The organism is Solihabitans fulvus (assembly GCF_008386585.1).
Lineage (GTDB): Bacteria > Actinomycetota > Actinomycetes > Mycobacteriales > Pseudonocardiaceae > Solihabitans > Solihabitans fulvus.
Genome location: NZ_VUOB01000077.1, coordinates 18,093 through 41,938, shown reverse-complemented (window position 1 = coordinate 41,938; position 23,846 = coordinate 18,093). Strand labels below are relative to the sequence as shown.

Genomic DNA, 23,846 nt, shown 5'->3' with positions numbered 1-23,846 from the left:
GCGCTGCCCGGACCATGAACCGAGCCAGTAGAACTGTTAGCTGGCCACGAAATGGCGCGGTACGGGGTCCGTCAGTAGCCGGCGGGTGGTCTTCAGGCCCCAGTCGTCCAGCTGATCCAGCCCGTCGGAACTGCCCCGCAGCCCGCCGAACTCCGCCACGTGGGCGGCCCACTCCTCGCGGCGTTCCACGCCGGGCCTGGCGACCACGCAGTCCGGGTCGTTCACCCAGAACCGCCCGTGCTGGAACGCCCGCGACACCCCGTTGAGCGCCGCGCCGCGCTGGCTCGGCTGCGAGACGTCGCCGGACTCCGGCTCGTGGCTCGGCGCGATGTCGGGGCTCACGCGCATCGCGTCGACCAGGCCGATCGACGGCAGCTGCGGCGCGCCGCAACCCAGCAGATATGCCTGCGCGCCAATGGCTTCCCGGATCAGCCGCACGCCGGAGCGGTAGGCCTCGATGCCGGTGACGTCCTCGTGCCGCACGCCGGGAATCGCCGCAGCGTAGACGAAATCGATCTTGTGGAAGTCGATGCCCCAGCCGGCGAAGGTCGAGAACACCGAGCGGAGATAGTCGCGGACGCCGGGATGCGTGGTGTCCAGCGCGTAGAGGTCCTGGTCCCAGTTGTTGCCGGCGCTCACGGGAGTGCCGTCGGTGTCGCGCACCAACCAGTCCGGGTGGTCGGCCGCCATCCTGGACCGCGCGCCGGCCAGGAACGGCGCGGTCCAGATGCCGGCCCGCCTTCCTCGGTCGGCGATGCGCTTGAACAGTCCTGGGGTGTCCGAGAAACGGCCGGACGGGATGAGCCAGTCGCCGATCTCCGCCTGGTAGCCGTCGTCCACCTGCACGACGTCGACGGGCAGCTCCAGGGTGTCCAGCAGGCCGAGGTTCCGGTCAACGTCGGCCTCGGTGACCTTGGTGAAGTACTGGTACCAGGAGCACCAGATCGTCGGCGCCGGGCGCGGGGCTGGCAGGCCGAGGCCGCCGGCCACCTCGTCCGCCCACCTGGCCAACGCACCGGGCACACCGCCGGCACCAGCGTCGGTGACCACGCGGACCGGGCCGTCGGCGGCGACCACGACGCGGCCGTCGACCGCGCGAGCCCGGATCGAGGGGACCGTGCCGGTCGGCTCCACCGCGGCCACGACCGTGACCGGGCCGCCGTCGCCGGGATCCACCGCGAGCAGGCCCTCGCCCCAGAAGACGTCCGCGCCCGGCGCGGTCTCCGGTCGGTAGCACCCGATCCTGCGCTTCTCGGCGTTGGGGCGGTGCGGTTGCTCGCCAAGCGCGTAGCCGGTGGACGGCGACCAGGACTGCCAGCCCTGCTCGTGCACCACGGCCCGCGCCGGGTCTACTGGGATCTCGGCGACGTCGTCCACGATGGGTCAGCCCTTCGTCGATCCGAGGGTCAGGCCCCCGATGAACTGTCGTTGCAGCACGAAGAACACGATCAGCGACGGCAGCGCCGTGAGCAGCGAGCCCGCCGCGACCAGGTTGTAGTCGGTGAAGAACTGGCCGCTGAGGCTGGCCAGCGCCGAGGTGATCGGCATCTTGTCGCCGGTCTGGATCAGCACGATCGCCCACATGAAGTCGTTGTAGATCCAGGCGAACTCCAGCGTGCCGAGCGCGGCGAGCGCCGGCCGGCACAGCGGCAGGATCACCTGCCAGTACTGCCGGAACACGCTGGCGCCGTCGACTCTGGCCGCCTCGGTCAGCTCGTGCGGGATCGTCTTCATGTAGTTGCTCAGCACGAACGTGCAGAACCCGGTCTGGAACGCCACGTGCACCAGCACCAGCCCGAACTGCGAGTCGAGCAGGTAGCCGCTGTCGCTGAGCCAGCTCGGCACCGGCGTGAGCAGGAACAGCCGGTAGATCGGCACGATGATCACCTGTTGCGGCAACAGGTTGCCCGCCGTGAACAGCATCAGCAGGGCCAGGTTGAACTTGAAGTTGAACCGGGACACGCAGAACGCGACCAGCGAGCTGAACAGCAGCGTGATCAGCAGCGCCGGAATGGTGATCAGCAACGTGTTCAGGTAGTAGTGCGGCAGGTCGGCGCTGGTCCACGCCTTGGCGAAGTTCGCGAAGGTCAGCTTCGATGGCAGCGAGAAGTACCCGTGCTGCGCGGTGTCGTCGTAGCTGCGCAGCGACGCGTACACGGCCCACAGCAGCGGCGCGATCCACACCAGGCAGGTCAGCCCGAGGAACGTGTGCAGCGCGCCCCGCAGGGCGCGATCCCGTGGCCGGTCGTGCTTTCCGCCGAGACCGGACCCCGGTGGGAGGGAGCCGGCGGACTTCTTCGGCCGCACTCCGACGGCGGAGGTCATGACCGCTCCTCTTTCCGGAACACCTGGACCAGGTAGGTGACGATGAAGCCGAGCGAGATCACCAGCAGGATCACCGCGAGCGCCGAGCCCCAGCCGATACGGCTCGACTCGCCGATGATGTTGTCGGTGATCAGCACGGACACCAGTTCCAGCCCGTTGCGGCCCCGGTTGAGCGCGTAGACGATGTCGAACGCCCGCAGGCCCTCGATCACGGTGATCACCAGCACGATCACGTTGATCGGCCGGAGCACGGGGAAGGTGACCTGCCAGAAGGTCTGCCAGCCGTTCGCGCCGTCGAGCTGCGCCGCCTCCTTCAGCGACGGGTCGACCGCCTTGAGGCCGGCCAGGTACAGCAGCATCACGTAGCCGGTGTGCTTCCAGCCCGCGGCGACCAGCACGGCGTAGAGGTTGAGGTCCGGGTTGCCGAGCCAGTTGATCTGGTCGGTGTGCGCGTGCCCGATGAGGCTGTTGATCAGCCCCTGGTCCGGGTTGTACATGAGCTGCCAGATGAAGCCGGTCAGCGCGAGCGACAGCACCACCGGCATGTACAGCACGCTCTGGTAGAGCCTGCCGAACCGCAGCTTGCGGTCGAGCAGCACGGCGAGGAACAACCCGAACGCGGTCGGCAGCACGATCAGGAACGCCAGCCAGATCAGGTTGTGCTGCACGGCCGGCCAGAACCGGGGGTAGGTGGTGAAGATGTCGGCGTAGTTCTGGAGGCCGACCCAGCGGATGTCGGACAGGCCGCCGACGCCGTCCCATTCGGTGAAGGACAGGGCGACCGAGGCCAGCGCCGGTCCCCAGATCAGCGCGAGGACCAGCAGCGTCGGGATGCCGAGCATCAGGCCGAGAGTGAGTCGGTCCGTACCCGCCAGCGCGGTCGCCCGGCCCCGCCGGCCCTTGCGGCGCGGCGGGGGAGCGACCGGCTGGTCGATGTCCAGGATTGTCATCGGGTCACCCCGTGAAGATCGACTTCGCCTGGCTGGCGAGACCGTTGACCAGTCCGTCGATGTCGTCCGGCTTGTTCAGGAAGGCGTTGACACCGTTGATCATCGCGTCGCTGGCGAAGCGCGGGTCGGTGTCCCGGTCGAGGAACTGGGTGATGTGCTTGGCCTTGCCGACGAAGTCCATCGCCTTCTTCTGGAGCGCGTTGTAGCCCGCCGGGTCGACCTTGGAGCTCGCCGCGATGCTCGTCGGGTCGGACTTGAGGTAGGCGAGCTGCGCCTCCGGCGTGGACAGGTAGGTCAGCAGCTTCTTGGCGTTGTCGGCGTTCGCGGGCTTCTTGGCCATCATGAAGCCGTCGATCGGCGCCTCGACGGTGTCCGTGCCGTAGGCCGAGTTGATCTCCGGGAACGGGAAGAAGTCGAGGTCGTCGAGCTTGCCGGCGAACTGCTGGCCGATCTGCTGCGAGCCGATCACCATCATGCCGCCCTTGCCCTGGAGCACGGTCTGCGCGGCGTCCTGCCAGGTGCGGCCGAGCGCGTTCTCCTGGTACAGCGGGAGAAGCCGCTTCCAGTTGTCGAACACGTCGCGGACCTTCTTGCCGGCCCAGTCCTCCTTGCCGGCCATCAGGCTCATGTGGAAGTCGTAGCCGTTGGTGCGGAAGTTGAGCTGGTCGAACGTGCCGAGCTGGGGCCAGCCGTTGCTCTGGCCGACGGCGATCGGCACGATGCCGTCGGTCTTCATCTTGCCGCCGAGCGTGACCAGCTCGTCGAGCGTCTTGGGCACGGTGTAACCGTGCTGCTGCCAGATGCTCGGCCGGTAGAACACGGCCCACGGGTAGGAGTAGAACGGCACGAAGTACTGCTTGCCGTCGTTGCCCGTGGACGCCTCCTTCTGCGCCTGGGTGTAGTTCCCGCCGAGCTGGCCCCACAGGTCCGAGATGTCGCCGGACAGGCCCTTGCCGGCGAAGTAGCGCATCCGGAAGCCGGCGAACCAGCTGTACACGTCGTCGGGGTGGCCCTGGAGGTAGTTGGTGATCTGCTGCTGGAAGGTCTCGTGGTCCTTGGTGTTGACCGTGGCCGCGATGCCGGACTGCTTCTTGAAGTCCTCCAGCACCGCGGCGATCGCGGTGCGCGGCACCTGGTCGGAGTAGTTGGACCCGAACGTGACTGTCTTGCTGTCCGAACCGCCTGAGCCGCCACCGCCGCAGGCGGCCAGCGTCGGTGCGGCGGCGGCGATGCCGGCCGCGGTCAGCAGGCCCTTGAGGACGGCTCTGCGGCCGAGTAGCGGGTGCGCGGTGGGGGGAGTGGGCGTGAAGCGGGTCATCGTCGCTCCTACGGGTGACGCTCGGCCGGGCGAACCGAACTCGGGAAGACCACGGACTCAAACAAAGTTGCGCACAATGTGGTATCAGCCACACGGCATGTCAAGTGTTGTTACGGACCTGTTAACCCACGTGGACGGGCTTGGCGGTGGGTTTTGTCCGGTTCAGCACCGTGAATACTCCAACAGACCTCGATAGACCTCGACGGTCGTGAATGTTGGACTGTGTTGACGTTCGGGCCCGAGTCGGTCACTCTTGCGGCCGTGACGAGTTGGCCTTCTGGAATGCCTGGGCTCGCCTGGGGCGCGGACTACAACCCCGAACAGTGGCCCGAGAGTGAGTGGGCTGCCGACGTCGAACTCATGCGCCGGGCCGGGGTCAACCTGGTCAGCGTCGGGATCTTCTCCTGGGCGCTGTTGGAGACCGGGCGGGACATCTACGAGTTCGGCTGGCTGGACCGCGTGCTCGACCAGTTGCACGACGGCGGGATCCGCGTCGACCTGGCCACCGCCACCGCCGCGCCGCCCCCGTGGCTGACGCACGCGCACCCCGAGATGCTGCCCGTCACCGCCGAGGGCGTGCGGCTGTCGCACGGCTCCCGGCAGTCCTACTGTCCGACCTCGCCGATCTACCGCGAGCGGGCGGTCGCGCTGGCCGGCCGACTCGCGGAGCGCTACCGCGCACACCCCGCGCTGGCGAGCTGGCACGTGGGCAACGAGTACGGCTGCCACGTCGCGCGCTGCTACTGCGACCGCTGCGCCGTGGCGTTCCGGGACTGGCTGCGCGAGCGGCACGGCTCCGTCAAGGCCGTCAACGACGCGTGGGGCACCGAGTTCTGGAGCCAGCACTACACCGACTGGGCGCAGATCCTGCCGCCGAGGGCGACGCCGACCTACGGGAATCCGGGGCAGCTGCTGGACTTCGACCGGTTCTCCTCCGACGCGCTGCTCGACCTCTACCGCGCCGAGCGGGACGTCCTGCGCGAGCTGACTCCCGGCGTGCCGGTCACCACCAACTTCATGATCAACAGCGCGTTTGACAAGATCGACTACTGGTCCTGGGCGCGCGAGGTCGACTTCGTCTCCAACGACCACTACGTGCAGGGTGAGAACTCCGATGGGCACATCGACCTCGCCTTCTCGGCCGACCTGACCAGGGGTGTCGCAGGCGGCAAGCCCTGGTTGCTGATGGAGCACTCCACCTCGGCGGTCAACTGGCAACCACGCAACATCGCCAAGCGGCCGGGCGAGGGTCGCCGGCACTCCTACTCGCACGTCGCCAGGGGTGCCGACGGCACGCTGTTCTTCCAGTGGCGCCAGTCGCGGGCCGGCGCGGAGCGCTACCACTCGGGCATGCTGCCGCACGCGGGTGTCGACACCAAGGTGTTCCGCGAGGTCTGTCAGGTCGGGGCCGAGTATCAGCGCGCCAGCGAGCTTCTCGAGTCCACAGTGGACGCATCGGTGGCCATCGTGTTCGACCCGCAGGCCGGCTGGGCCGCCGAGCAGCCCGCGCACCCCACCGAGGACTTCTCCTACCAGGACACCGTTTTCGCGCTGTACCGGGAGCTGTGGCTGGCCGGCGTCACCGTCGACTTCGTGCACCCGTCGGCCGACTTCGCCGGCTACCGACTGCTGCTGGTGCCCGCCCTCTATGCCGTCACCGACGCGGACGCCACGCGCATCGCCAGGTACGTCGAGGCAGGCGGCCACGCGCTGGTCACCTGGTTCTCCGGGATCACCGACGAACGCGGGCACGTCCGGCTCGGCGGCTACCCCGGCGCGTTCCGCGACCTGCTCGGCGTGTCCACCGAGGAGTTCTTCCCGCTGCGCGCCGGCGAGACCGTCGCGCTGGACAACGGCGGCTCGGCCGAGGTGTGGACGGAATGGCTGCACCTGCGCGGCGCGGAGGCGGTCGCCGGCTACACCGACGGCGCGCTGCCCGGTGTCCCCGCGATCACCCGCAACCGGCACGGCGCCGGGCTCGCCTGGTACCTCGCGTGTGGACTGACCGGCGACGGCCTGCGCGGACTCGTCGCCGACGTGCTCGCGGCGGCCGACGTCGCCCCGCCCGTGCCGACACCCGCCGGGGTGGAAGCGGTGCGGCGACGCGGTCAGCTGGCCGGTCGGCCCGTATCGTGGCTCGTGGCGATCAACCACACGGACGCGGACGTGACACTGGACGTCGCGGGCGTGGAGTTGCTGTCCGGGTCCGAGGTGTCCGGCGCGCTGACGGTGCCAGCCGGCGGCGTCGCGGTCGTCCGGGAACGGAACTCCCACCAGGACACTCGGGAAGAGGTGTGACGTGCTGGCGCGGCAACGGCAAGCGGTGATCCTGGAGGAGGTCCGGCGCACCGGCGCGGTGCGGGTCAGCGACCTCGTGGTGCGGCTCGGCGTCTCCGACATGACGGTCCGCCGCGATCTCGACGTGCTGGCCGGCCGGGGCCTGGTGGAGAAGGTCTACGGCGGCGCCACCTCGGTGGTCGGCCGCAGCACCGACGAGCCAGGGTTCGAGGCTAAGTCCGTCCGGCAGCTGCCGGAGAAGGAGGCCATCGCCGCGTCGGCCGCCGGGCTGGTCCGGCCGGGCACCGCGATCGGGCTGTCCGCAGGCACCACCACCTGGACGCTGGCCAGGTTCCTCGACGACATCCCCGACCTGACCGTGGTCACCAACTCGATCAGGGTCGCCGACGTGCTCCAGCAGAACGGCCGCACCGACCGCACGGTCGTGCTCACCGGCGGCGTGCGGACCCCGTCCGACGCGCTGGTCGGCCCGGTCGCCGTGCAGGCACTGCGCTCGCTGCACCTGGACGTCGTCTTCCTCGGCGTGCACGGCATGGCCGAGCGCTCCGGGTTCACCACGCCGAACCTCAACGAGAGCGAGACCGACCGCGCGCTGGTCGACGCCGCCGGCCGGGTCGTGGTGCTCGCCGACCACACGAAGTGGGGCACGGTCGGCATCTCCACCATCGCCGACCTGGACGAGGCCGACGTGCTGGTGACCGACGACGGGCTGCCGCCGGACGCGAGAGAACTGCTGTCCGAACAGGTCGGCGAACTCGTGCAGGTGCCGGTCCCCGGCAGGGGCGAGGAGCTGGCGTGACCCCGGCGAGTTCGAGGATTCGGCGCACAGCGGGGAAACTCGCCGACGGCCGCGAGATCATCTACTTCGACGACACCTCCGACGCGCCGCCGAGGGTCGCGGTCGACACCAGGGACCTGCCGGAGCCGCAGCCGCGCTCTGAGGTCCGGCGCGACCCGCTGACCGGCGAGTGGGTGCCGATGGCCACCCACCGGCAGACCCGCACCTACAAGCCGCCGGCCGATCTCTGCCCGCTGTGCGCGAGTTCGCCCGGCCGGCCGACGGAGATCCCCGAGTCCTGCTACGACGTCGTGGTGTTCGAGAACCGCTTCCCCTCCTTCGCGCAGAGCGTGCCGGACATTTCGTCCACAGTGGACGGAATGCCGATGGTGGCGCGGGCGGCCGGGCGCGGACGCTGCGAGGTGGTCTGCTTCACCTCCGACCACAACTCCTCCTTCGGCGAGCTGACCCCCGGCCGGGTCCGCACGGTGGTCGACGCCTGGGCCGACCGCACCGAGGCGCTCGGCGGGCTGCCCGGCGTCGAGCAGGTCTTCCCGTTCGAGAACCGGGGCGAGGAGATCGGCGTCACGCTCTCCCACCCGCACGGCCAGATCTACGGCTACCCCTTTGTCACGCCCAAAACCGAGCGGATGCTCGCGGTGGCTGGCGACTACCTCGCCGAGCACGGCCGCCCGGTGCTCGGCGACGTGCTGGCCGCCGAGCGCGCCGCCGGCACCAGGGTGGTGGCCACCGGCGAGCACTGGACCGCGTTCGTGCCGGCTGCCGCGCGCTGGCCCGTCGAGGTGCACGTGGTGCCGCACCGCCAGGTGCCCGACCTGCCCGCGCTGACCGACGAGGAGCGGGACGACTTCAGCGAGCTGTACCTCGCGGTGCTGCGCAAGCTGGACGCCCTGTACGACCGGCCGCTGCCCTACATCGCCGCGTGGCACCAGGCGCCCGTGCGCGTCGGCCGCGAGCTGTCCTGGCTGCACCTCGAGGTGTTCTCGGTGCTGCGCACCGCGGACAAGCTCAAGTACCTGGCCGGCTCGGAGTCCGGCATGGCGGTGTGGATCAACGACGTGACACCGGAGCAGATCGCGGAGCGCCTTCGTTCCGCCTGACTCCTTTGTCCGGGTATCGCTGAAGTTTGTCCGGGTATCGCTGGGGATCGACGCCGGCCGCCGTCCGTCGCATACACCCCCGCGGCGGATTGACGACCCAGTCCGTGCTGCCGAGAATTACTAGTTATCCAGTCCTGACAACGTTGTCAGCAACGAACTAGACCGCCCCGACCACCCCCGGCGGCCCGCCACCGCCACCGCCGCCCCGTGCGGCAACCGGAAACCTGCTTAGACCGTTCAGACGCTCTGCGCTCCTGACAACGTTGTCGGCCCTGCGACATGGAGGCTTCTGATGCACGGTTCCAGGTGGCGCGCGCGCCCCCTCCTGATCGGCTTACTCACCGCGGCCGTCGCCGTGGCCACCGCGAGCGCGGCTGCCCCCGCAACGGCCGCGCCGCCCGGCAAGCCGCGGGTGGTGATCAACGACCCGGCCCAGTACGTCAATCCGTTCGTCGGCACCGAACCGGGCGGACCGGACTTCGGCACCGGCGGCGGCGCCGGCAACACCTTCCCCGGCGCGGACGCGCCGTTCGGCATGGTGCAGTGGAGCCCGGACACCGTCACCTATCAGCACGGCGGCTACTCCTACGGGGACAACAGGATCCGGGGCTTCAGCCTTACCCACCTGTCCGGCGCGGGCTGCGGCGACTTCGGCAACATCCCGTTCCTGCCGATGCTGGGCAGCACCCCGGTCGGCTACAACACCTTCTCGCACGCCAACGAGGCCGCCTCGCCCGGCGCGTACGCCGTGACCTTCGACAACGGCCTCAAGGCGGAACTCGCCGCCACCCAGCGATCCGGGATCGCCCGCTTCACCTACCCCGCGGGCCAAACCGCGTCCCTGCTGATCGACGCCGGCAAGGCGTTCAACGCGGCCAGCGGCTCGGTCACCATCTCAGGCAACACGATCTCCGGCTACTCCGACAGCGGCGGCTTCTGCGGCGCCGGCAACAGGTACCGGGTGTACTTCTCGGCGTCCTTCGACCACCCGTTCAGCACCACCGGCGTGCTCGCGCAGGGCAAACTGGACACCAGCCGCAAATCCGTCCAGGGCGGCGCGCCCGGCGTCGCACCCGTCGAGCCGAAGACCGCGCAGACCCAGCCGCCGCCGGGCTCGACACCCAAGGTCACGCAACACCCGGAGACCACCGCGCTCGCCTCGGGCGCGCAGGCGTTCGTCTCCTTCGACACCAGCAGCGGCCCCTCGGTCACCGGGCGGGTCGGGCTGTCCTTCGTCAGCATCGCCAACGCCGCGTCCAACGCGTCCACCGAGCAGTCCGGCCAGTCCTTCGACGCCGTCCGCACCGCGGGCCGCGCGTCCTGGAACGACCTGCTCGGCCGGATCGCGGTCGGCGGCGGCACCGCGGACCAGCTCGGCGTCCTCTACTCCGGGCTGTACCACTCCCTGTTGCACCCCAACGTGTTCAGCGATGTCAACGGCCAGTACATCGGCTTCGACAACCAGGTGCACAACGCCGCCTCCGGGCACGCGCAGTACGCCAACTTCTCCGGCTGGGACGTCTACCGGTCCCAGGTGCAGCTCATCGCGCTGATCGCGCCCCAACAGGCCGCGGACATCGCGCAAACCACCCTCAACCAGGCCGCGCAGGGCGGCTACGCGGACCGCTGGACGGTCGCCAACGGCGGCACCGGCGTGATGGTCGGCGACCCGCTGCCGATCATCGCCGCGAGCATCTACGCCTTTGGTGGCACCGGATTCGACGCGGCAGGCGCGCTGAGCCACGCCGTCAGCGGCAGCCACGACGGCCGGCAGCGCCCCGGCTACCAGCAGTACGACTCGCTCGGCTACCTGCCGCCGGGCACCGGCGGCACCTGGGGGCCGACCGCGACCACGCTGGAGTACACCAGCGCCGACTTCGCCGTCGCCCAGCTGGCCAACCGGCTCGGCGACACCGCCACCTACCAGTCCTACCTGCACCGGGCGCAGAACTGGCGCGACCTCGTCTACTCCGGCGGCGGCTACCTCCAGCCGCGCAACGCCGACAAGAGCTGGCCGGGATTCAGCCCGACCCAGACCGACAGCTACGTCGAGGGCGACGCCGTCCAGTACACCTGGATGGTGCCCTACAACTACCGGGGCCTGTTCGACGCGATGGGCGGCAACGCCTCCGTCGTGCCGAGGCTCGACACGTTCTTCACCAAGCTCAACGACGGGCCCAACTCCCAGTACGCGTTCCTCGGCAACGAGCCGACGCTGGAGGCGCCGTGGGCGTACGACTACGCCGGCGCGGCCTACCGGGCCCAGGACGTGGTGCGACGCGTGGTGACCGACCTGTTCAAGCCGGTCGCCGGCGGTCTCGCCGGCAACGACGACCTCGGCGAGATGTCCTCGTGGGTGGTGTGGGGCTCGCTCGGCCTGTACCCGGAGGCTCCTGGCCGCGCCGAACTCGCGCTGGCCAGCCCGCGCTTCCCCTCGATCTCCATCAACCGGGGCGGCGCGACGATTACGATCAACGCGCCGGGCGCGTCCGACACCAACCGGTACGTGCAGGGGCTCAACGTCAACGGGCAGGCCACGACCAAGCCGTGGCTGACCGAGGACTTCGTCAAGGCGGGCGGCACGCTGGACTACAGCCTCGGATCGACCGCCAACACGTCCTGGGGCACGGCGGCGGCCGACGCGCCGCCGTCCTTCGACGTCGGCCCGAACCCGCCGCGCACCGGCCCGGTCACCGGCCTGGCGAGCAAGTGCGTCGACGTGTCCAACAGCGGCACGACCAACGGCACCAAGATCCAGCTGTGGACGTGCAACTCGTCCGGGGCGCAGTCGTGGACGGTCAGCGGTGACGGCACGCTGCGGGCGCTGGGCAAGTGCGTCGACGCCAACCACAGCGGCACCGCCAACGGCACGCTGCTCCAGCTCTGGGACTGCAACGGCACGGGCGCGCAGCAGTGGTGGCCGCAGGCGGGCGGCGCGATCGTGAACCCCGAGTCGGGGCGGTGCGTGGACGTGCCCAACAGCAACAGCACCGACGGCACGCAGTTGCAGCTCTACGACTGCAACGGCACGGGCGCGCAGACCTGGAAGACACCGTGACGACGACGCCATGACAAGGGGCGAATGACACCGGTCGACGGCGGCCGGTCCGGCTGGCGCGATCCAGCCGGGCCGGCCGTCACGCTTTCCGGTGGATTCCACACCTGAACCCCAGGCGGGTCTAAGGCTGTTCTCAGGAGCGCGCGCCACAGTAGGTGCCATGACCGAGCACACCCCGGGCGTTCCGGCAGGTCAGCCGGAGCGACCAGTCGAAGACGGTACGCAGCCCGCCGGCCCAGCGCCCGTGGTCGGGCCGACGTCGGACCAGGCCGCCGAGACTCCCGCCGCGCCGCCCGTCGGCGCGCCTGTCGAGGCGCCGCAGACCGCCCAGCCGGCGACCGCCGAGAGCGCGCCGCACTCCGGTGAGCCGATCACCCCGGTGAACCCGTGGGCGAGGCCGGAGCAGGCGGCCGAGACGCCGTCCGTCCCGGGGGGACACACGCCGCCGCAGCAACAGCAGTGGACGGCGACCGGTCAGCACTACGCCGGCTACCAGCAGCAGGGTGTTGGTCAGCCGGTTCCCGGCCAGCCGGGCGCGATGCAGGGCGCGCTCGGCGGGCCGGGAGACGCACCGCCGCCAGGCCACGCCGGCCCGCCGACGCTCCAGCAGCCGCTCTACTCGGGGCAGGGGGGTGCACCGCAGGCACGGCCGCAGCGCCGGCGGGGCCGCGTCGTGGCCGCGGCGGTGCTGCTGGTCGTGTTGGTCGGCGGCGTGGCCGGCGGTGTCGGCGGCTACGTCGGGCACCAGCTGGGCACCCAGAACCAGCCGGTGGTCAACGCCCTCAACCAGCCCAAGACGGCCCAGCCGGCCAGCAACGCGCCCGCGGGCTCCGTCGAGCAGGTCGCGCAGAAGGTGCTGCCGGTCGTCGTGCAGCTCCAGGTGGCCGGCCGGACGCAGGCCGGCGAGGGCTCCGGCATCATCTTCAGCTCCGACGGCCTGATCCTGACCAACAACCACGTGGTCGAGGTCGCGGCGGCCAACGGCCAGATCAAGGCCGTGTTCCAGGACGGCAGGTCCGTGCCGGCCACGATCGTCGGCCGCGACCCCACCTCCGACCTCGCGGTGGTCAAGGCGCAGGGCGTGTCCGGCCTGCCCGTCGCCGAGTTCGGCAGCTCGGGCGACATGAAGATCGGCCAGGGCGTCGTCGCGGTCGGCTCGCCGTTCGAGCTGACCGGCACCGTCACCGCCGGCATCGTCAGCTCGCTGAACCGTCCGGTCAGGGCGGGCGGCGAGAACGGCGGCCAGGACACGGTCCTCAACGCCATCCAGACCGACGCGGCGATCAACCCGGGCAACTCCGGCGGCCCGCTGGTGAACATGCAGGGCCAGGTGATCGGCATCAACTCGGCGATCTACAGCCCGAACTCCAGCCAGCAGACCCAGGGCGGCTCGGTCGGCATCGGCTTCGCCATCCCGATCGACCAGGCAAGGCGGACCGCCAAGGAGCTGTCCGACACCGGCAAGGCCACCCAGACCGTCCTCGGCGTCAGCGTCAGGGACACCCAGGACGGCAGCCCCGGCGCGCAGATCGCCGACGTCACCGCTGGTGGCGCGGCCGAGAAGGGCGGCGTCAAGTCGGGCGACGTGGTCACCAAGATCGACGACAGGGTGATCGCCAACTCCGACGCGCTCGTCGCCGCGGTCCGCTCGCACGCGCCGAACGACAAGGTGAAGCTGACCATCGGTAACAACGACCACACGGTCGACGTCACCCTCGGCGGACAGCCGGTCGTCGTCAAGTAACCCACCAAGCTCGCACGTCATGCCCGTGGGCCCGTAACGCCGCCACCAAACGGCGTTACGGGCTCGACTTCGTGCGGCGGTGGGTGACCCCGCACAGCAGCACCACGATCCACACCACCGCGACCGCCGCGGCAAGGCCGGCCAGGTAGGGGCGGTCGTGCAGTCCGGGGTTCGGCGGGCCCGAGTTCTCCCGCCACAGCAACGGAACCGAGAGCAGCCCGAGCGTCCCGGTGACCACCAGCCCGGTCGTCACCGGCCCGCGCCAGCGCGGCGACAGCGCCCTGACGATGACGGTGCCGAGCAGCGCGACGGCCGGGGCCAGCAGCAGGTCGTGCAGCACGGGACCGCCGCCGAGCCAGGCCAGCAGCGACACCGCGTCGCCCGGCGAGCCCAGCAGCAGCGGAACCAGCAGGCTCCCGCCCCAGCCCAGCGCCGCCAGCCCCAGCACGGCCAACACGACACGCAACACCCGCATCACAGCACCTCCAGGCGGTTGACCCACTTCGTCTGCAACACACCGGGCCTGCTCGGCGCGATGATCCGGCACGGATAGCCGTGGTCGAGGTCGAGCGCCTCGCCGCCGAGCCGCAACGCCAGCAGCGTCAACGGGTCGTCGGCGTGCGCGGCCGGCAGCTCGCTGGAGCGGTAGAGACCGTCCCGTTCCAGCGAGTCCACCCGCACGGCCCGGCCGGGCGACGCGTGCGCGGCACGCAGCAGCGCCGACACCGGCACGCCGGTCCAGATCGCGGACTGGCTCCAGCCCTCGACGCAGGCGATCGGCAGCTCCGCCGTGGTCTGCGGCAGCGCGGCCAGCTCGGCCAGCGACAGCCGCATGGTCACGCCGCCGTTCACGACCTCGAGCCGCCACGTGTCGTCCACAGTGGACACACCGGCTGCGGTGGCGGTGCGGTTCACCGGCAGGCCCTGCGGCCCCCGGTCCGAGCGCCACGCCAGCACCGAGACCTGCCGCAGCCACGGCACGGCGACGCCGGCCGTGGCCAGCACAGCGACCCCCGACGCGGCCCAGGTGGTGCGCAGGAAACCTCGGCGGGACAACGCTCCCGTCGGCGGATCGACCGGTTTCGGTTCCCTGGTCAGTGCGGTGCGGATCACCGGAAGCTTGACCGCGACGTGCACGAGCAGCGCGCCGACGGCGAGCCAGCCCGCCGCGTAATGGGCTACTGGGAAGAAGAACTTCCACGGGTAGTTCTGCGCGACGTTGAACAGCCCGGTGGTCAGCTCGAAGAACGACGCGCCGATCAGCACCAGGATCGAGCCGCGCTCCAGCGCGTGCGGCAGTGAGCGCACCAGCGGCCGCCCGAACAGCTTGGGGTAGACGCTCCACAACTTGGCCAGCAGCAACGGAATCGCCGCCACTCCGGAGACCACGTGCAGGCCCTGGGTGATTCGGTACAGGTTGATCGGCCGGGTCGGCCAGAAGAACCAGCTCGGCGGGTGCTGGATCGCGTGGCTGAGCAGCCCGGTGACGAAACAGACGAGAAAGGCGATGCCCAGCCACAGCCCGATTCGCGCGGCCGTGCGCGGCCCGTGCGTCTGACTGGTGAAGTCGGCTTCCTTGGGGAGTCTCATGGCTGCGCCACCCCTGCGTGGTCGGTCGGCCTGACCAGCTCCGCGAACCAGCGGCCGGACCGTTCCGTCAGCCAGGCGCACCGCAGCCCGGCGACGTCGGCGGCGAGCTCGACCGCGTCCGCGCCGAGCCACGCCCAGTCGAACCACTCGCCGCGCTGCTCGGCGGCGCTGACCCTGGCCCGCTGCCGCCCCGCGCCGCGGCCGGGCGACTCCACCTCGACCAACACCGTTCCGCCGGGGCGCACCAGTTCGCCGGCGCGGCGCAGCATGGCCACCGGATCGCCGCCGATGCCGACGTTGCCGTCCGCGAGCAGGGCGTGCCGCCAGCGGCCCTCGCCGGGCAGCGGCTCGAAGACGTTCCGCCGCAGGGCCGGGACGCCGCGTGCCCTGGTCAGCCGCACCGCCACCGGCGACAGGTCGACGCCGAGCGCCGGGATGCCCCGCCCGGCCAGCGCCGCGGTCAGTCGGCCAGGGCCGCACCCGAGGTCAATGGCCGGGCCATGGCACGCGTCCAGCAGCACGCCGTCCGCATCGTCCGCCGTGGCGTGCCACCGCGTCACCGGCAGCATGACCCGGCTGCCGTCGCCCAGATCCAGCCAGCAGTGCTGCCCGCGCAGGCCGAGGTCGAACGCCGTCATCGGGCACCCAACCGGCTGTCGACGGACGCGGCCGCTCGGCCGACTGCTGTCACCTGGCCGGCCGCCGCCTGACTGGTCGCCGCTGTCACTCGGCCGACTGCCGTCACTTGACTGGCCGCTGTCGCCTGGCCGACACCTGTCACCTGGCCGACCGCCGCCGCGAACCGGCCGGCCGGGCCGTTCGCGGCCACCGCCAGCGCGTCGGCCATATCGTCCACATCGGACATCTGCGGCAGTAGATCGACAATCAAACCCTTGTGTCGCAGTGCCTCCAGCGTCCACTCGCCGGTCCTCGGGGTCGACATCGGCACGTCGCGCAGGGCCTCGGCGTGCCGGGGCTCCCGCAGCCCGAGCGACCACCAGCCGCCGTCGGTGGCCGGCCCAAGCACGGCGTCCGCCTCGCCGAGGCGCAGCCGCCGGACCGAGGCGTCCAGCAGCGCCGGGGTGAGCTGCGGGGTGTCCATGCCGATCTGGAACACCGGCAACCCCGGGTGCAGCGCGGCGGTGTCCGCGTGTGCCGCCGCCAGCCGGTCCGCGAAGTCGTTGCCGCGCTGGGGAATCACCTCGACGTGCCGCAGCAGCGCGCGCAGCTCCCGCTGCCGGGCCGCCCTGGACAGCTGACCGACCATCGCGACCACGGGCGCGACACCCGGCGTGCCGAGCACCGCGTCCAGCGTGTCCAGTAGCGCCGCCGCCGCGATCTCGGCGGCCTGCTCCGGGGTGGCCGGCGGACACAGCCTGGTCTTGGCCAGCCCGGGAACGGGTGCCTTGGCGACCACCAACAGGCTCGCGTGCGGGGTCATCGCAGCACCGCCGCCATGTCCCGCACGGCCCGCGCGGTGCCGCGCACCGAACCGGACACCTTGGACTTCGTGCCAGCTGTCCTCGGCCGGTACGCGACGTCCAGCTCCCGCACCCGCCAGTTCGCCTCGGCGGCGCGCAGCAACAGTTCGAGCGGGTAGCCGAAGGCGCGGTCGGCGACGCCGAGGTCCAGCAGGTCCTGCCGCCGGAACGCCCGCACCGGGCCGATGTCGTGCACGGCCAAACCCCTGCGGCGCAACAGGGTAGCCAGCACCGCGTTGCCCACGCGGGCGTGCCACGGCCAGCTGCCCCTGCTCACCGGGACCCGGCGGCCGACCACGAGGTCCGCGTGCCCGTCGCGAACCGGCCCGACGAGCCTCGGCAGCTCCGCGGGGTCGAGCGAGCCGTCCGCGTCGAGCACGCAGACGATCTCTGCGCTGGCCCCCTCGATGCCGGTGTGCACGGCGGCGCCGTAGCCCTTGCGCGGCTCGCGCAGCACCAGCGCGCCGAGCGCGGCGGCCACCTCGGGCGAGCCGTCCCTTGATCCGTTGTCCACCACTACCGCGCGGTAGCCGGCGGGCAGCGCGCCGAGCACCCCGGGCAGTGCGGCCGCCTCGTCGAGACAGGGCAGCACCACGTCAACCACGTTCCTGGTCTCATCCACGCGGCCGAACCTAGGTCCACCGTGGACGGTCCGGAACCCTTACGCTGCTTACCATCCCGTGACGAGTGACAGAGTCATTACGTAGTGCTGACGGATAACCGGAACGGCGCACCGCCCTGCTGCGGACGGCCTATCGTGTCCGGGTGTCTGTGCTCACCGAGGTCCGGCCGCCCACCCGCGCGGGCCGGCGCGCCGACCTGGTCGTCGGCGCTGGCGCGCTGACGCTGGTCGCGGCGGCCGCGCTGGTCGGCTCGTGGCTCAACCACACGGGCCGAGTGCACATCTACGCCGGCGCGCCGCCGCTGTTCGGCGGCTGGCTGCCGCACGTCGGCCCCGGCACCCCGCTCGCGGTGGTGGTGGCCGCGCTCGTCGTCGCCAGGGGGCCGGAACTCGCGGCGCGGCTAGGTCGTGTCCCGCGGATCTCTTTCCTGCTGCGCGGGGCCCAGGCGCCGCCTCGCCGCGTTGCACCCACGCCCCCATCCAACACCGGGATGGGGACGCGTGCGCGCCTTGCGAGACGACACCTGGATCCCCGCTCGCGACGGAAAAGACCCACGGGACACGCCCTGAGTTGGCGGACGGCGCTCGGGTCGGCGTACGCGGCCGCCGTGGCCTGGACGTTCGCGCTGGCCCTTGTCGACGGCTGGCAGCGCGGCCTCGCGTCGCGGCTGGCGACCCCTGACGAGTACCTGCACGAGGTGCCCGGCATCGCCGACATCGGCGCGGCCCTGCGCGGTTTCGCCGCGCGGATCCCGGACTTCCAACCCGACTCGTGGACCGTGCACGTCGCGGGCCACCCGCCCGGCGCGCTGCTGGTGTTCGTGTGGCTGGACCGCGTCGGGCTCGGCGGCGGTGGCTGGGCGGCGGTCGCGTGCGTGCTGGTCGGCGCGCTCGCTGCGGTGGCCGTTCCGGTGACGCTGCGAGCGATCGCGGCCGCGCGGGGCGTGGTCGATCCGGAGTCGGCCGCCCGCGCCGCGCTGCCGTTCGCGGTGCTGCTGCCCGGCGCGGTGTGGATCGGCGTGTCGGCGGACGGGCTGTTCGCCGGGGTGACGGCCTGCGGGATCGCGCTGCTCGCCGTCGGCGCCGCGACCACCCCGCGAGGCCGGCCCGGCCGCCGGTGGCTGGCCGCCTGCTCCGGCGGCGCGCTGCTCGGCTTCGGCGTCTTCCTCTCCTACGGTCTGGTGCTGCTCGCGTTGCCGGCGCTCGCCGTCCTCGTCCTCACCAGGAACTGGCGCGCCGCCCTGCTCGCCGGGGCCGGGGCGCTCGCGGTGGTCGGCGCGTTCGCGGCGGCCGGGTTCTGGTGGGTGGACGGCTATCACCTGGTGGTGCAGCGCTACTACCAGGGCATCGCGGCCGAGCGTCCGTACGGCTACTGGGCCTGGGCGAACCTCGCGGCCCTCGTGCTGGCCACCGGGCTGGCCCCGATGGCCGGACTGCGCCGCGCGGTCGCCGGCCTGGCCCGGCGGCGGCTCGATCCGGCCCTGCTGCCGCTCGCGGTGCTGGCGTGCGCGGCGGCGCTGGCGGTGCTGCTCGCGGACTCCTCCGGGCTGAGCAAGGCGGAGGTGGAACGGATCTGGCTACCGTTCACGGTGTGGCTCATCCCGGCCGCCGCGCTGCTGCCCGCGCCGGGCAGGCGGCGCTGGCTGGCCGCCCAGGCGGTGACCGCGCTCGCGGTGAACCATCTGGTGCTGACGAACTGGTGAGGCGGCGACGATGACCGAGGCAACTGCGGTGACCGGGCGGATCCTGGTGGTGGACGACGACATGACCGTCCGCGACGTGGTGCGCCGCTACCTGGAACTGGCCGGGCACGAGGTGCGGCTCGCCGGCGACGGCGAGGAGGCGCTGCGGCTCGTCGGCCAACAGCAGCCGGACCTGGTGGTGCTCGACCTGATGCTGCCGGGCATCGACGGCCTCGAGGTGTGTCGGCGGCTGCGCAGGCAGTCGGCCGTGCCGGTCGTGATGCTGACCGCGCTCGGCGAGGAGGAGGACCGCATCGCCGGCCTGCAACTGGGCGCGGACGACTACGTGACCAAGCCGTTCAGCCCGCGCGAGCTGGCGCTGCGGGTGTCCTCGGTGCTGCGCAGGTCGCGGGCCGAGCGCCCCGAGCCGCGCGAGCGGGAACTGCTCGACGGCGGCCTGCGGGTGGACGTGCCGGCCCGCAGCGCCACACTCGGCGGGGCCGAACTGTCGTTGACCACCAGGGAGTTCGACCTGCTGGTGTTCCTGATGTCCAACCCTGGCAGGGCATTCACCAGGGCCGAACTGCTGGAACGCGTGTGGGGCTGGGACTTCGGCGACCAGTCGACGGTGACCGTGCACGTGCGGCGGCTGCGCGAGAAGATCGAGGACGACCCGGCGCGGCCGACGCGCATCGCCACCGTGTGGGGCGTCGGGTACCGCTACGACGGGGGCCAGTGACATGCCCGAACCCGGCGAGTCCCTCCACGACATGCTGACCCACGTCATGCACATCCTGCCGGTCGCGCTCCTGCTCGCGGTGCCGGTGGCGCTGCTCGGCGCGGTCCTGCTGCACCTGCTGCGCAGGCGGTCGCTGGCCTCGGCCATGACCGTGCTGGTCCTGACTCCCGTGGTCGCGATGCTCGTCGGGGTGCTCGGTATCAGCGGCTTCATGTTCAACTCGACGTTCACCAAGATGGTGCTGGTGTGCCTGCTGGTCGCGCTGGTCACCGTGCCGGCCGCCGTGCTGCTTGGCCGAAGCATCGCCAGGCGCAGCGTGTGGGAGCGGGAGGCGCGGGCGCGCGAGCGGGCCGCCGAGGCGTCGCGGCGCGAGCTGGTCGCGTGGATCAGCCACGACCTGCGCACCCCGCTGGCCGGGATCCGCGCGATGGGCGAGGCGCTGGCGGACGGCGTGGTCGCCGAGCCGTCGGAGGTGGCGGCGTACGCGGGCCGGATCGGCACCGAGGCGGAGCGCCTGTCCGGCATGGTGGACGACCTGTTCGAGCTGTCCAGGATCACCGCAGGCGCGCTCCAGCTCAGCCTGTCCGAGGTCCCGCTAGCCGACGTGGTCAGCGAGGCGGTCGCCGCCGAGGGCCCGGTGGCGCGCCGCAAGGGCGTGCGGCTGGAGGCCGAGGCGAGCACCTGGCCGGTGGTGCTCGGCAGCGACCCGGAGCTGGCCAGGGTGGTGCGCAACCTGCTCGCCAACGCGATCCGGCACACCCCGCCGGACGGCACCGTGGCCGTGCAGGTGGGGGTCGACGGCGCCGAGGCGCTGCTGCGCGTGGACGACGGCTGCGGCGGCATCCCCGAGCAGGAGCTCGGCCGGGTGTTCGACGTCGCGTTCCGGGGCACCGCCGCCCGCACTCCGAGCCCCGACCACAGCCAGCCCGCAGGCGCTGGCCTCGGGCTGGCCATCGCGCGCGGCCTGGTCGAGGCCCACCGAGGCCGGATCGCCGCCCACAACCACGGCCCCGGCTGCCGCTTCGAGGTCCACCTCCCCCTCGCCGTCTCCTGACCGACGCTGTCTCCTGACCGACGCCCGGCAGTTATCCACAGGCTGACCCGTCCCGACGACGTTATCCACAGCTGGTCGGCGGCTCGGCGGCGGCAGCCGGCGTCGGCCGATAGGCTGGCCAAGGGCACGGCCCCCAGGGCGGGTGGGGGCTGTCCGCAGGTCAGCGTGCGTGCGCTCGATCGCCTTCCGGTGCGGCCGTGGGTGTCGGAGAGGGCGCTTGGCTCAGCGCGCGGTCGCTACCGGTTCGCGCAGTGGGTCGGTCGCGAACGCGGTGATGCCGTCCGCGAACCGCGTGCGTGCCCGGAACCCGAGCAGGTCCGTCGCCCTCGCCGGGTCGGCCACCACGTGCCGGACGTCGGCGGGGCGTGCGCCGCCGAGGATCCTCGGCGCCGGGCCAGCGCAGGCCCTGGCCAGCTCGACGGCCAACTCCCCGACGGTGTGCGGCTCGCCGGAACAGACGTTCAGCGGCGTGAGCGCCCCGGCCTCTCCATCCGCCTCAACCGCGAGCGCGTTCGCCAGCGCCACGTCCGTGACGTGCACGAAGTCCCTGCGCTGCCGCCCGTCCTCCAGCACCGTCGGCGCCTCGCCGCGCTGCAACGCCGACCGGAACAGCGACGCCACCCCCGCGTAGGGCGTGTCCCTTGGCATCCTCGGCCCGTACACGTTGTGGTAGCGCAACGCCCACACCGCGCCGCCGGTCTGCCGGGCCCACGCCGAGGACAGGTACTCCTGGGCGAGCTTCGTCGCCGCGTACGTGCTGCGCGGGTCCAGCGAGGCGTCCTCGGGCACCAGCAGCGACTCCAGCGCGGCCCCGCACTCCGGGCACGGCGGTTCGTACTCGCCCCGGTCGAGCGCGGCCTGCCGGCGCGGCCCCGGCCGGACGACGCCGTGCTCGGCGCAGCGGTAGCGGCCCTCGCCGTAGACCACCATCGAGGACGCCAGCACCAGCCGCCGCACCCCGGCCGTGTGCATCGCGGCCAACAGCACCGCCGTGCCGTAGTCGTTGTGCGAGGCGTAGACGGGCGCGTCGGACGGGTCGAGCCCGTGCCCGACGACCGCCGCCTGGTGGCACACGACGTCCACCCCGCTCAGCAGCCCGCTCAGCAGCTCAGCGTCCCGGACGTCCCCGCGCACCACCTCGTGCCGGGCGCACCAGTCCGGCACACCTGCGGTGCCGTGGGCCTGCGGGAGCAGGTTGTCCAGCAGCAGCGGGTCGTGTCCCCGGTCGGCCAACTCGTCCGCGACGTGGGAGCCGATGAACCCGGCTCCGCCCGTGATCAGTACTCGCACCCGGGCAACGGTAGGACCGCGAGAACCCTCCGGACGGGCCGCCGCGCGACACGTCATCGAACCGTCAGATCTACCTTCGGTGCCGGGACCACTACGGTGATCGGTATGGAACGCAGCGCGCAGCGCCTTGGACGCGCCCTGGTAGTGATCGTCGACGACCGGGTCGTGCACGGTGAGCACGAGGACAGCACGGGCCCGCTGGTCACCGAGCTGCTGGAAGAGGCAGGCTTCATCGTCGACGGGACCGTCGCGGTCGCCGGCGAGATGGTGGACATCCGCAACGCGCTGAACACCGCGGTGATCGGCGGCGTCGACCTCGTGGTCACCGTCGGCGGCACGGGTGTCTCGCCCCGCGACGTCACCCCGGACGCGACGCTCGGCGTGCTCGACCGGCCGATCGCCGGCATCGCCGAGGCGCTCCGGGCTTCCGGCCTTGCGGCCGGCGCGGTGGACGCGGGCATCTCCCGGGGGCTCGTCGGCGTGTCCGGCAGCACCCTGGTGGTGAACCTCGCGGGCTCGCGGGCCGCCGTCCGGGACGGCATGGCCACGCTCTCCGCTCTCGTGCCCTACGTGATCGAGCAGCTCTCCGGTCTGGACGAGGCCTGAGTCGCCGCGCTCAGGGTCCTCGGCATCCTGGGATACTGGGTGCCATGGACCCCGAGCGCAGCGACAGCGACGAACGCGCGCGACGGCGTCGGCTGGCCGAGGTGTTCGGCGAGGTGTTGCCGGACACCACCTCGGACGAGCGCGACCAGCCGGACCCCGCCGCCCGCGACGTCGAGGCCTGGTACCGGGAGAACCGCCCGCCGCACCACGGCGGGTGAGTTCGACGACCCTCGATCGCGGGCCGAGCGGCGGTTGACCGGCCCGAACACAACTCGCTGAGTTGGTCGGCAGTCGGGAACACAACCGAGCCGACGCCCGTTGGCCTCAGACGTGACCATCGAAATAGGTGTATTCCTGCCGACCTCCGCGCCGGGACCCGGGCAACCGGTCGCTGGCGATGTCCGTGCGAGCGCTCGGTTCGCCGAGGACTCCGGGCTCGAGTCGGTCTGGTCCACCGACCACCTGATCGCCTCAGCCCCAATGCTGGACAGCACGGTGGCGCTGGCCACCGCGGCGGCGGTGACCGAGCGGCTGAAGATCGGTTACGGCGTGCTGCTGCTGGCGCTGCGGCCGGTGGCCTGGGCGGCGAAGCAGATCAGCACGCTGCAACAGCTGTCCGACGGCAGGCTCGCTCTCGGGGTGGGCACCGGCAACCCCGCGCACGGTGACATCGGCTGGCGCGCGGCCGGCGCCTCCTTCGAGGACCGCGGCCGGCGCACCGACGAGGCCCTGCGGGTGCTGCCCGACCTGGTCGCCGGGCGGGCCAGCGTGCTGGAGGACGGCCTGGAAGTGACGCTCGCCCCCGGCTCGGCCATGCCGCCCGTGCTCGTCGCCGGCACGGGGCCCAAGGCGATGCGCCGCGCAGCCGCGCACGGCGACGGCTGGATCCCCATCGGACTTTCCCCCGACGAGGTCGCCGCCGGCGTGACGGAACTGGCCGGGCTCGCCGCTGCGCGCGGCAGGACCGGCCCGCGCGCGACGGTGGTCGCGCCCGCCCTGGACACCGACCCTGGGCGTGCCGCCGCGCAGTTGTCCGCCTACGCCGCCGCGGGCGCGGAGCGGGTGATCCTCGCGCCGACCGGAGCGGGTTGGCGACCCGACTACGAGTTCGCCGCGAACGTCCGCCGCGCCCTGGCGTGAGCCGTCAGCCGCGCACACAGCGAATCGACGTGAGCTGTCGGCGCCTACAA

General features: G+C 71.9%; 20 protein-coding genes and 1 pseudogene. 11 read left to right on the top strand and 10 right to left on the bottom strand.

Annotation, left to right across the window (positions count from 1 at the left end):
* Window positions 1-36: 36 nt before the first annotated feature.
* Genes F0L68_RS36870 through F0L68_RS36855 form a run of 4 tightly spaced genes read right to left on the bottom strand, consistent with a single transcriptional unit; the run spans window position 37 to window position 4,593 of the window.
* Complete coding sequence (locus F0L68_RS36870; protein WP_223199472.1) at window positions 37-1,377, bottom strand: glycoside hydrolase family 36 protein; 1,341 nt, start codon at window positions 1,375-1,377, stop codon at window positions 37-39.
* Between the two features lie 6 nt (window positions 1,378-1,383).
* Window positions 1,384-2,325: a carbohydrate ABC transporter permease gene (locus F0L68_RS36865; RefSeq protein WP_149854541.1), complete on the bottom strand. Its 942-nt coding sequence runs from the start codon at window positions 2,323-2,325 to the stop codon at window positions 1,384-1,386.
* Window positions 2,322-3,275 (bottom strand): carbohydrate ABC transporter permease, encoded by a 954-nt coding sequence (locus F0L68_RS36860; RefSeq protein ID WP_149854540.1) that lies wholly within the window; start codon window positions 3,273-3,275, stop codon window positions 2,322-2,324. Before F0L68_RS36860 ends, F0L68_RS36865 begins: the two co-directional genes overlap by 4 nt.
* Window positions 3,276-3,279: 4 nt before the next feature.
* On the bottom strand, window positions 3,280-4,593 hold the full coding sequence (locus F0L68_RS36855) for an ABC transporter substrate-binding protein (protein WP_149854539.1): 1,314 nt from the start codon (window positions 4,591-4,593) through the stop codon (window positions 3,280-3,282).
* Window positions 4,594-4,875: 282 nt separating this feature from the next.
* Here F0L68_RS36855 and F0L68_RS36850 point away from each other — a divergent pair, with 282 nt between their 5' ends.
* The 5 genes from F0L68_RS36850 (at window position 4,876) to F0L68_RS36830 (ending at window position 13,592) form a co-directional block, all read left to right on the top strand.
* The gene (locus F0L68_RS36850) at window positions 4,876-6,891 is read left to right on the top strand and encodes a beta-galactosidase (protein ID WP_149854538.1); all 2,016 of its coding nucleotides are present in this window, start codon (window positions 4,876-4,878) and stop codon (window positions 6,889-6,891) included.
* A gap of 1 nt (window position 6,892) precedes the next feature.
* On the top strand, window positions 6,893-7,690 hold the full coding sequence (locus F0L68_RS36845) for a DeoR/GlpR family DNA-binding transcription regulator (protein WP_149854537.1): 798 nt from the start codon (window positions 6,893-6,895) through the stop codon (window positions 7,688-7,690).
* 17 nt (window positions 7,691-7,707) lie between these two features.
* Complete coding sequence (galT, locus tag F0L68_RS36840; RefSeq protein WP_149854581.1) at window positions 7,708-8,790, top strand: galactose-1-phosphate uridylyltransferase; 1,083 nt, start codon at window positions 7,708-7,710, stop codon at window positions 8,788-8,790.
* 292 nt (window positions 8,791-9,082) lie between these two features.
* The gene (locus tag F0L68_RS36835) at window positions 9,083-11,848 is read left to right on the top strand and encodes a lectin (RefSeq protein WP_149854536.1); all 2,766 of its coding nucleotides are present in this window, start codon (window positions 9,083-9,085) and stop codon (window positions 11,846-11,848) included.
* A 160-nt stretch (window positions 11,849-12,008) separates the two neighbouring features.
* Entirely contained in the window at window positions 12,009-13,592 is a 1,584-nt protein-coding gene (locus F0L68_RS36830) for a S1C family serine protease (protein ID WP_149854535.1), read from the top strand.
* Window positions 13,593-13,647: 55 nt separating this feature from the next.
* Here the strand turns inward: F0L68_RS36830 and F0L68_RS36825 are convergent, their stop codons facing one another.
* The 5 genes and pseudogenes from F0L68_RS36825 to F0L68_RS36805 all read right to left on the bottom strand — a co-directional run bounded on the left by F0L68_RS36825 (window position 13,648) and on the right by F0L68_RS36805 (window position 17,285).
* Complete coding sequence (locus tag F0L68_RS36825) at window positions 13,648-14,067, bottom strand: hypothetical protein (RefSeq protein ID WP_149854534.1); 420 nt, start codon at window positions 14,065-14,067, stop codon at window positions 13,648-13,650.
* On the bottom strand, window positions 14,067-15,182 hold the full coding sequence (locus F0L68_RS36820) for a molybdopterin-dependent oxidoreductase (RefSeq protein WP_149854533.1): 1,116 nt from the start codon (window positions 15,180-15,182) through the stop codon (window positions 14,067-14,069). Before F0L68_RS36820 ends, F0L68_RS36825 begins: the two co-directional genes overlap by 1 nt.
* Entirely contained in the window at window positions 15,179-15,820 is a 642-nt protein-coding gene (locus F0L68_RS36815; protein ID WP_149854532.1) for a methyltransferase domain-containing protein, read from the bottom strand. The genes F0L68_RS36820 and F0L68_RS36815 overlap by 4 nt, the downstream gene beginning before the upstream one ends.
* A gap of 140 nt (window positions 15,821-15,960) precedes the next feature.
* Window positions 15,961-16,623: pseudogene (locus tag F0L68_RS36810) on the bottom strand (TIGR04282 family arsenosugar biosynthesis glycosyltransferase); the annotation flags it as partial.
* Window positions 16,620-17,285 (bottom strand): glycosyltransferase family 2 protein, encoded by a 666-nt coding sequence (locus F0L68_RS36805; RefSeq protein ID WP_223199471.1) that lies wholly within the window; start codon window positions 17,283-17,285, stop codon window positions 16,620-16,622. The pseudogene F0L68_RS36810 and the gene F0L68_RS36805, both read right to left, overlap by 4 nt.
* Before the next feature lie 143 nt (window positions 17,286-17,428).
* Here F0L68_RS36805 and F0L68_RS36800 point away from each other — a divergent pair, with 143 nt between their 5' ends.
* Genes F0L68_RS36800 through F0L68_RS36790 form a run of 3 tightly spaced genes read left to right on the top strand, consistent with a single transcriptional unit; the run spans window position 17,429 to window position 20,760 of the window.
* On the top strand, window positions 17,429-18,988 hold the full coding sequence (locus F0L68_RS36800) for a hypothetical protein (RefSeq protein WP_223199470.1): 1,560 nt from the start codon (window positions 17,429-17,431) through the stop codon (window positions 18,986-18,988).
* A gap of 10 nt (window positions 18,989-18,998) precedes the next feature.
* The gene (locus F0L68_RS36795) at window positions 18,999-19,706 is read left to right on the top strand and encodes a response regulator transcription factor (RefSeq protein WP_149854530.1); all 708 of its coding nucleotides are present in this window, start codon (window positions 18,999-19,001) and stop codon (window positions 19,704-19,706) included.
* Window position 19,707: 1 nt separating this feature from the next.
* The gene (locus F0L68_RS36790; protein ID WP_149854529.1) at window positions 19,708-20,760 is read left to right on the top strand and encodes a sensor histidine kinase; all 1,053 of its coding nucleotides are present in this window, start codon (window positions 19,708-19,710) and stop codon (window positions 20,758-20,760) included.
* Window positions 20,761-20,982: 222 nt separating this feature from the next.
* Here F0L68_RS36790 and F0L68_RS36785 read toward each other — a convergent pair whose 3' ends face one another.
* Window positions 20,983-22,050 (bottom strand): NAD-dependent epimerase/dehydratase family protein, encoded by a 1,068-nt coding sequence (locus F0L68_RS36785; protein WP_149854528.1) that lies wholly within the window; start codon window positions 22,048-22,050, stop codon window positions 20,983-20,985.
* Window positions 22,051-22,155: 105 nt separating this feature from the next.
* Here F0L68_RS36785 and F0L68_RS36780 point away from each other — a divergent pair, with 105 nt between their 5' ends.
* From F0L68_RS36780 to F0L68_RS36775, 3 genes are all read left to right on the top strand, one after another.
* Window positions 22,156-22,656: a MogA/MoaB family molybdenum cofactor biosynthesis protein gene (locus F0L68_RS36780; protein ID WP_149854527.1), complete on the top strand. Its 501-nt coding sequence runs from the start codon at window positions 22,156-22,158 to the stop codon at window positions 22,654-22,656.
* 44 nt (window positions 22,657-22,700) lie between these two features.
* A complete protein-coding gene (locus F0L68_RS42845) occupies window positions 22,701-22,874 on the top strand; it encodes a hypothetical protein (RefSeq protein ID WP_188317031.1) in 174 nt (57 codons plus the stop codon).
* A gap of 112 nt (window positions 22,875-22,986) precedes the next feature.
* The gene (locus F0L68_RS36775) at window positions 22,987-23,796 is read left to right on the top strand and encodes an LLM class flavin-dependent oxidoreductase (protein WP_188317030.1); all 810 of its coding nucleotides are present in this window, start codon (window positions 22,987-22,989) and stop codon (window positions 23,794-23,796) included.
* Window positions 23,797-23,846: the final 50 nt, after the last annotated feature.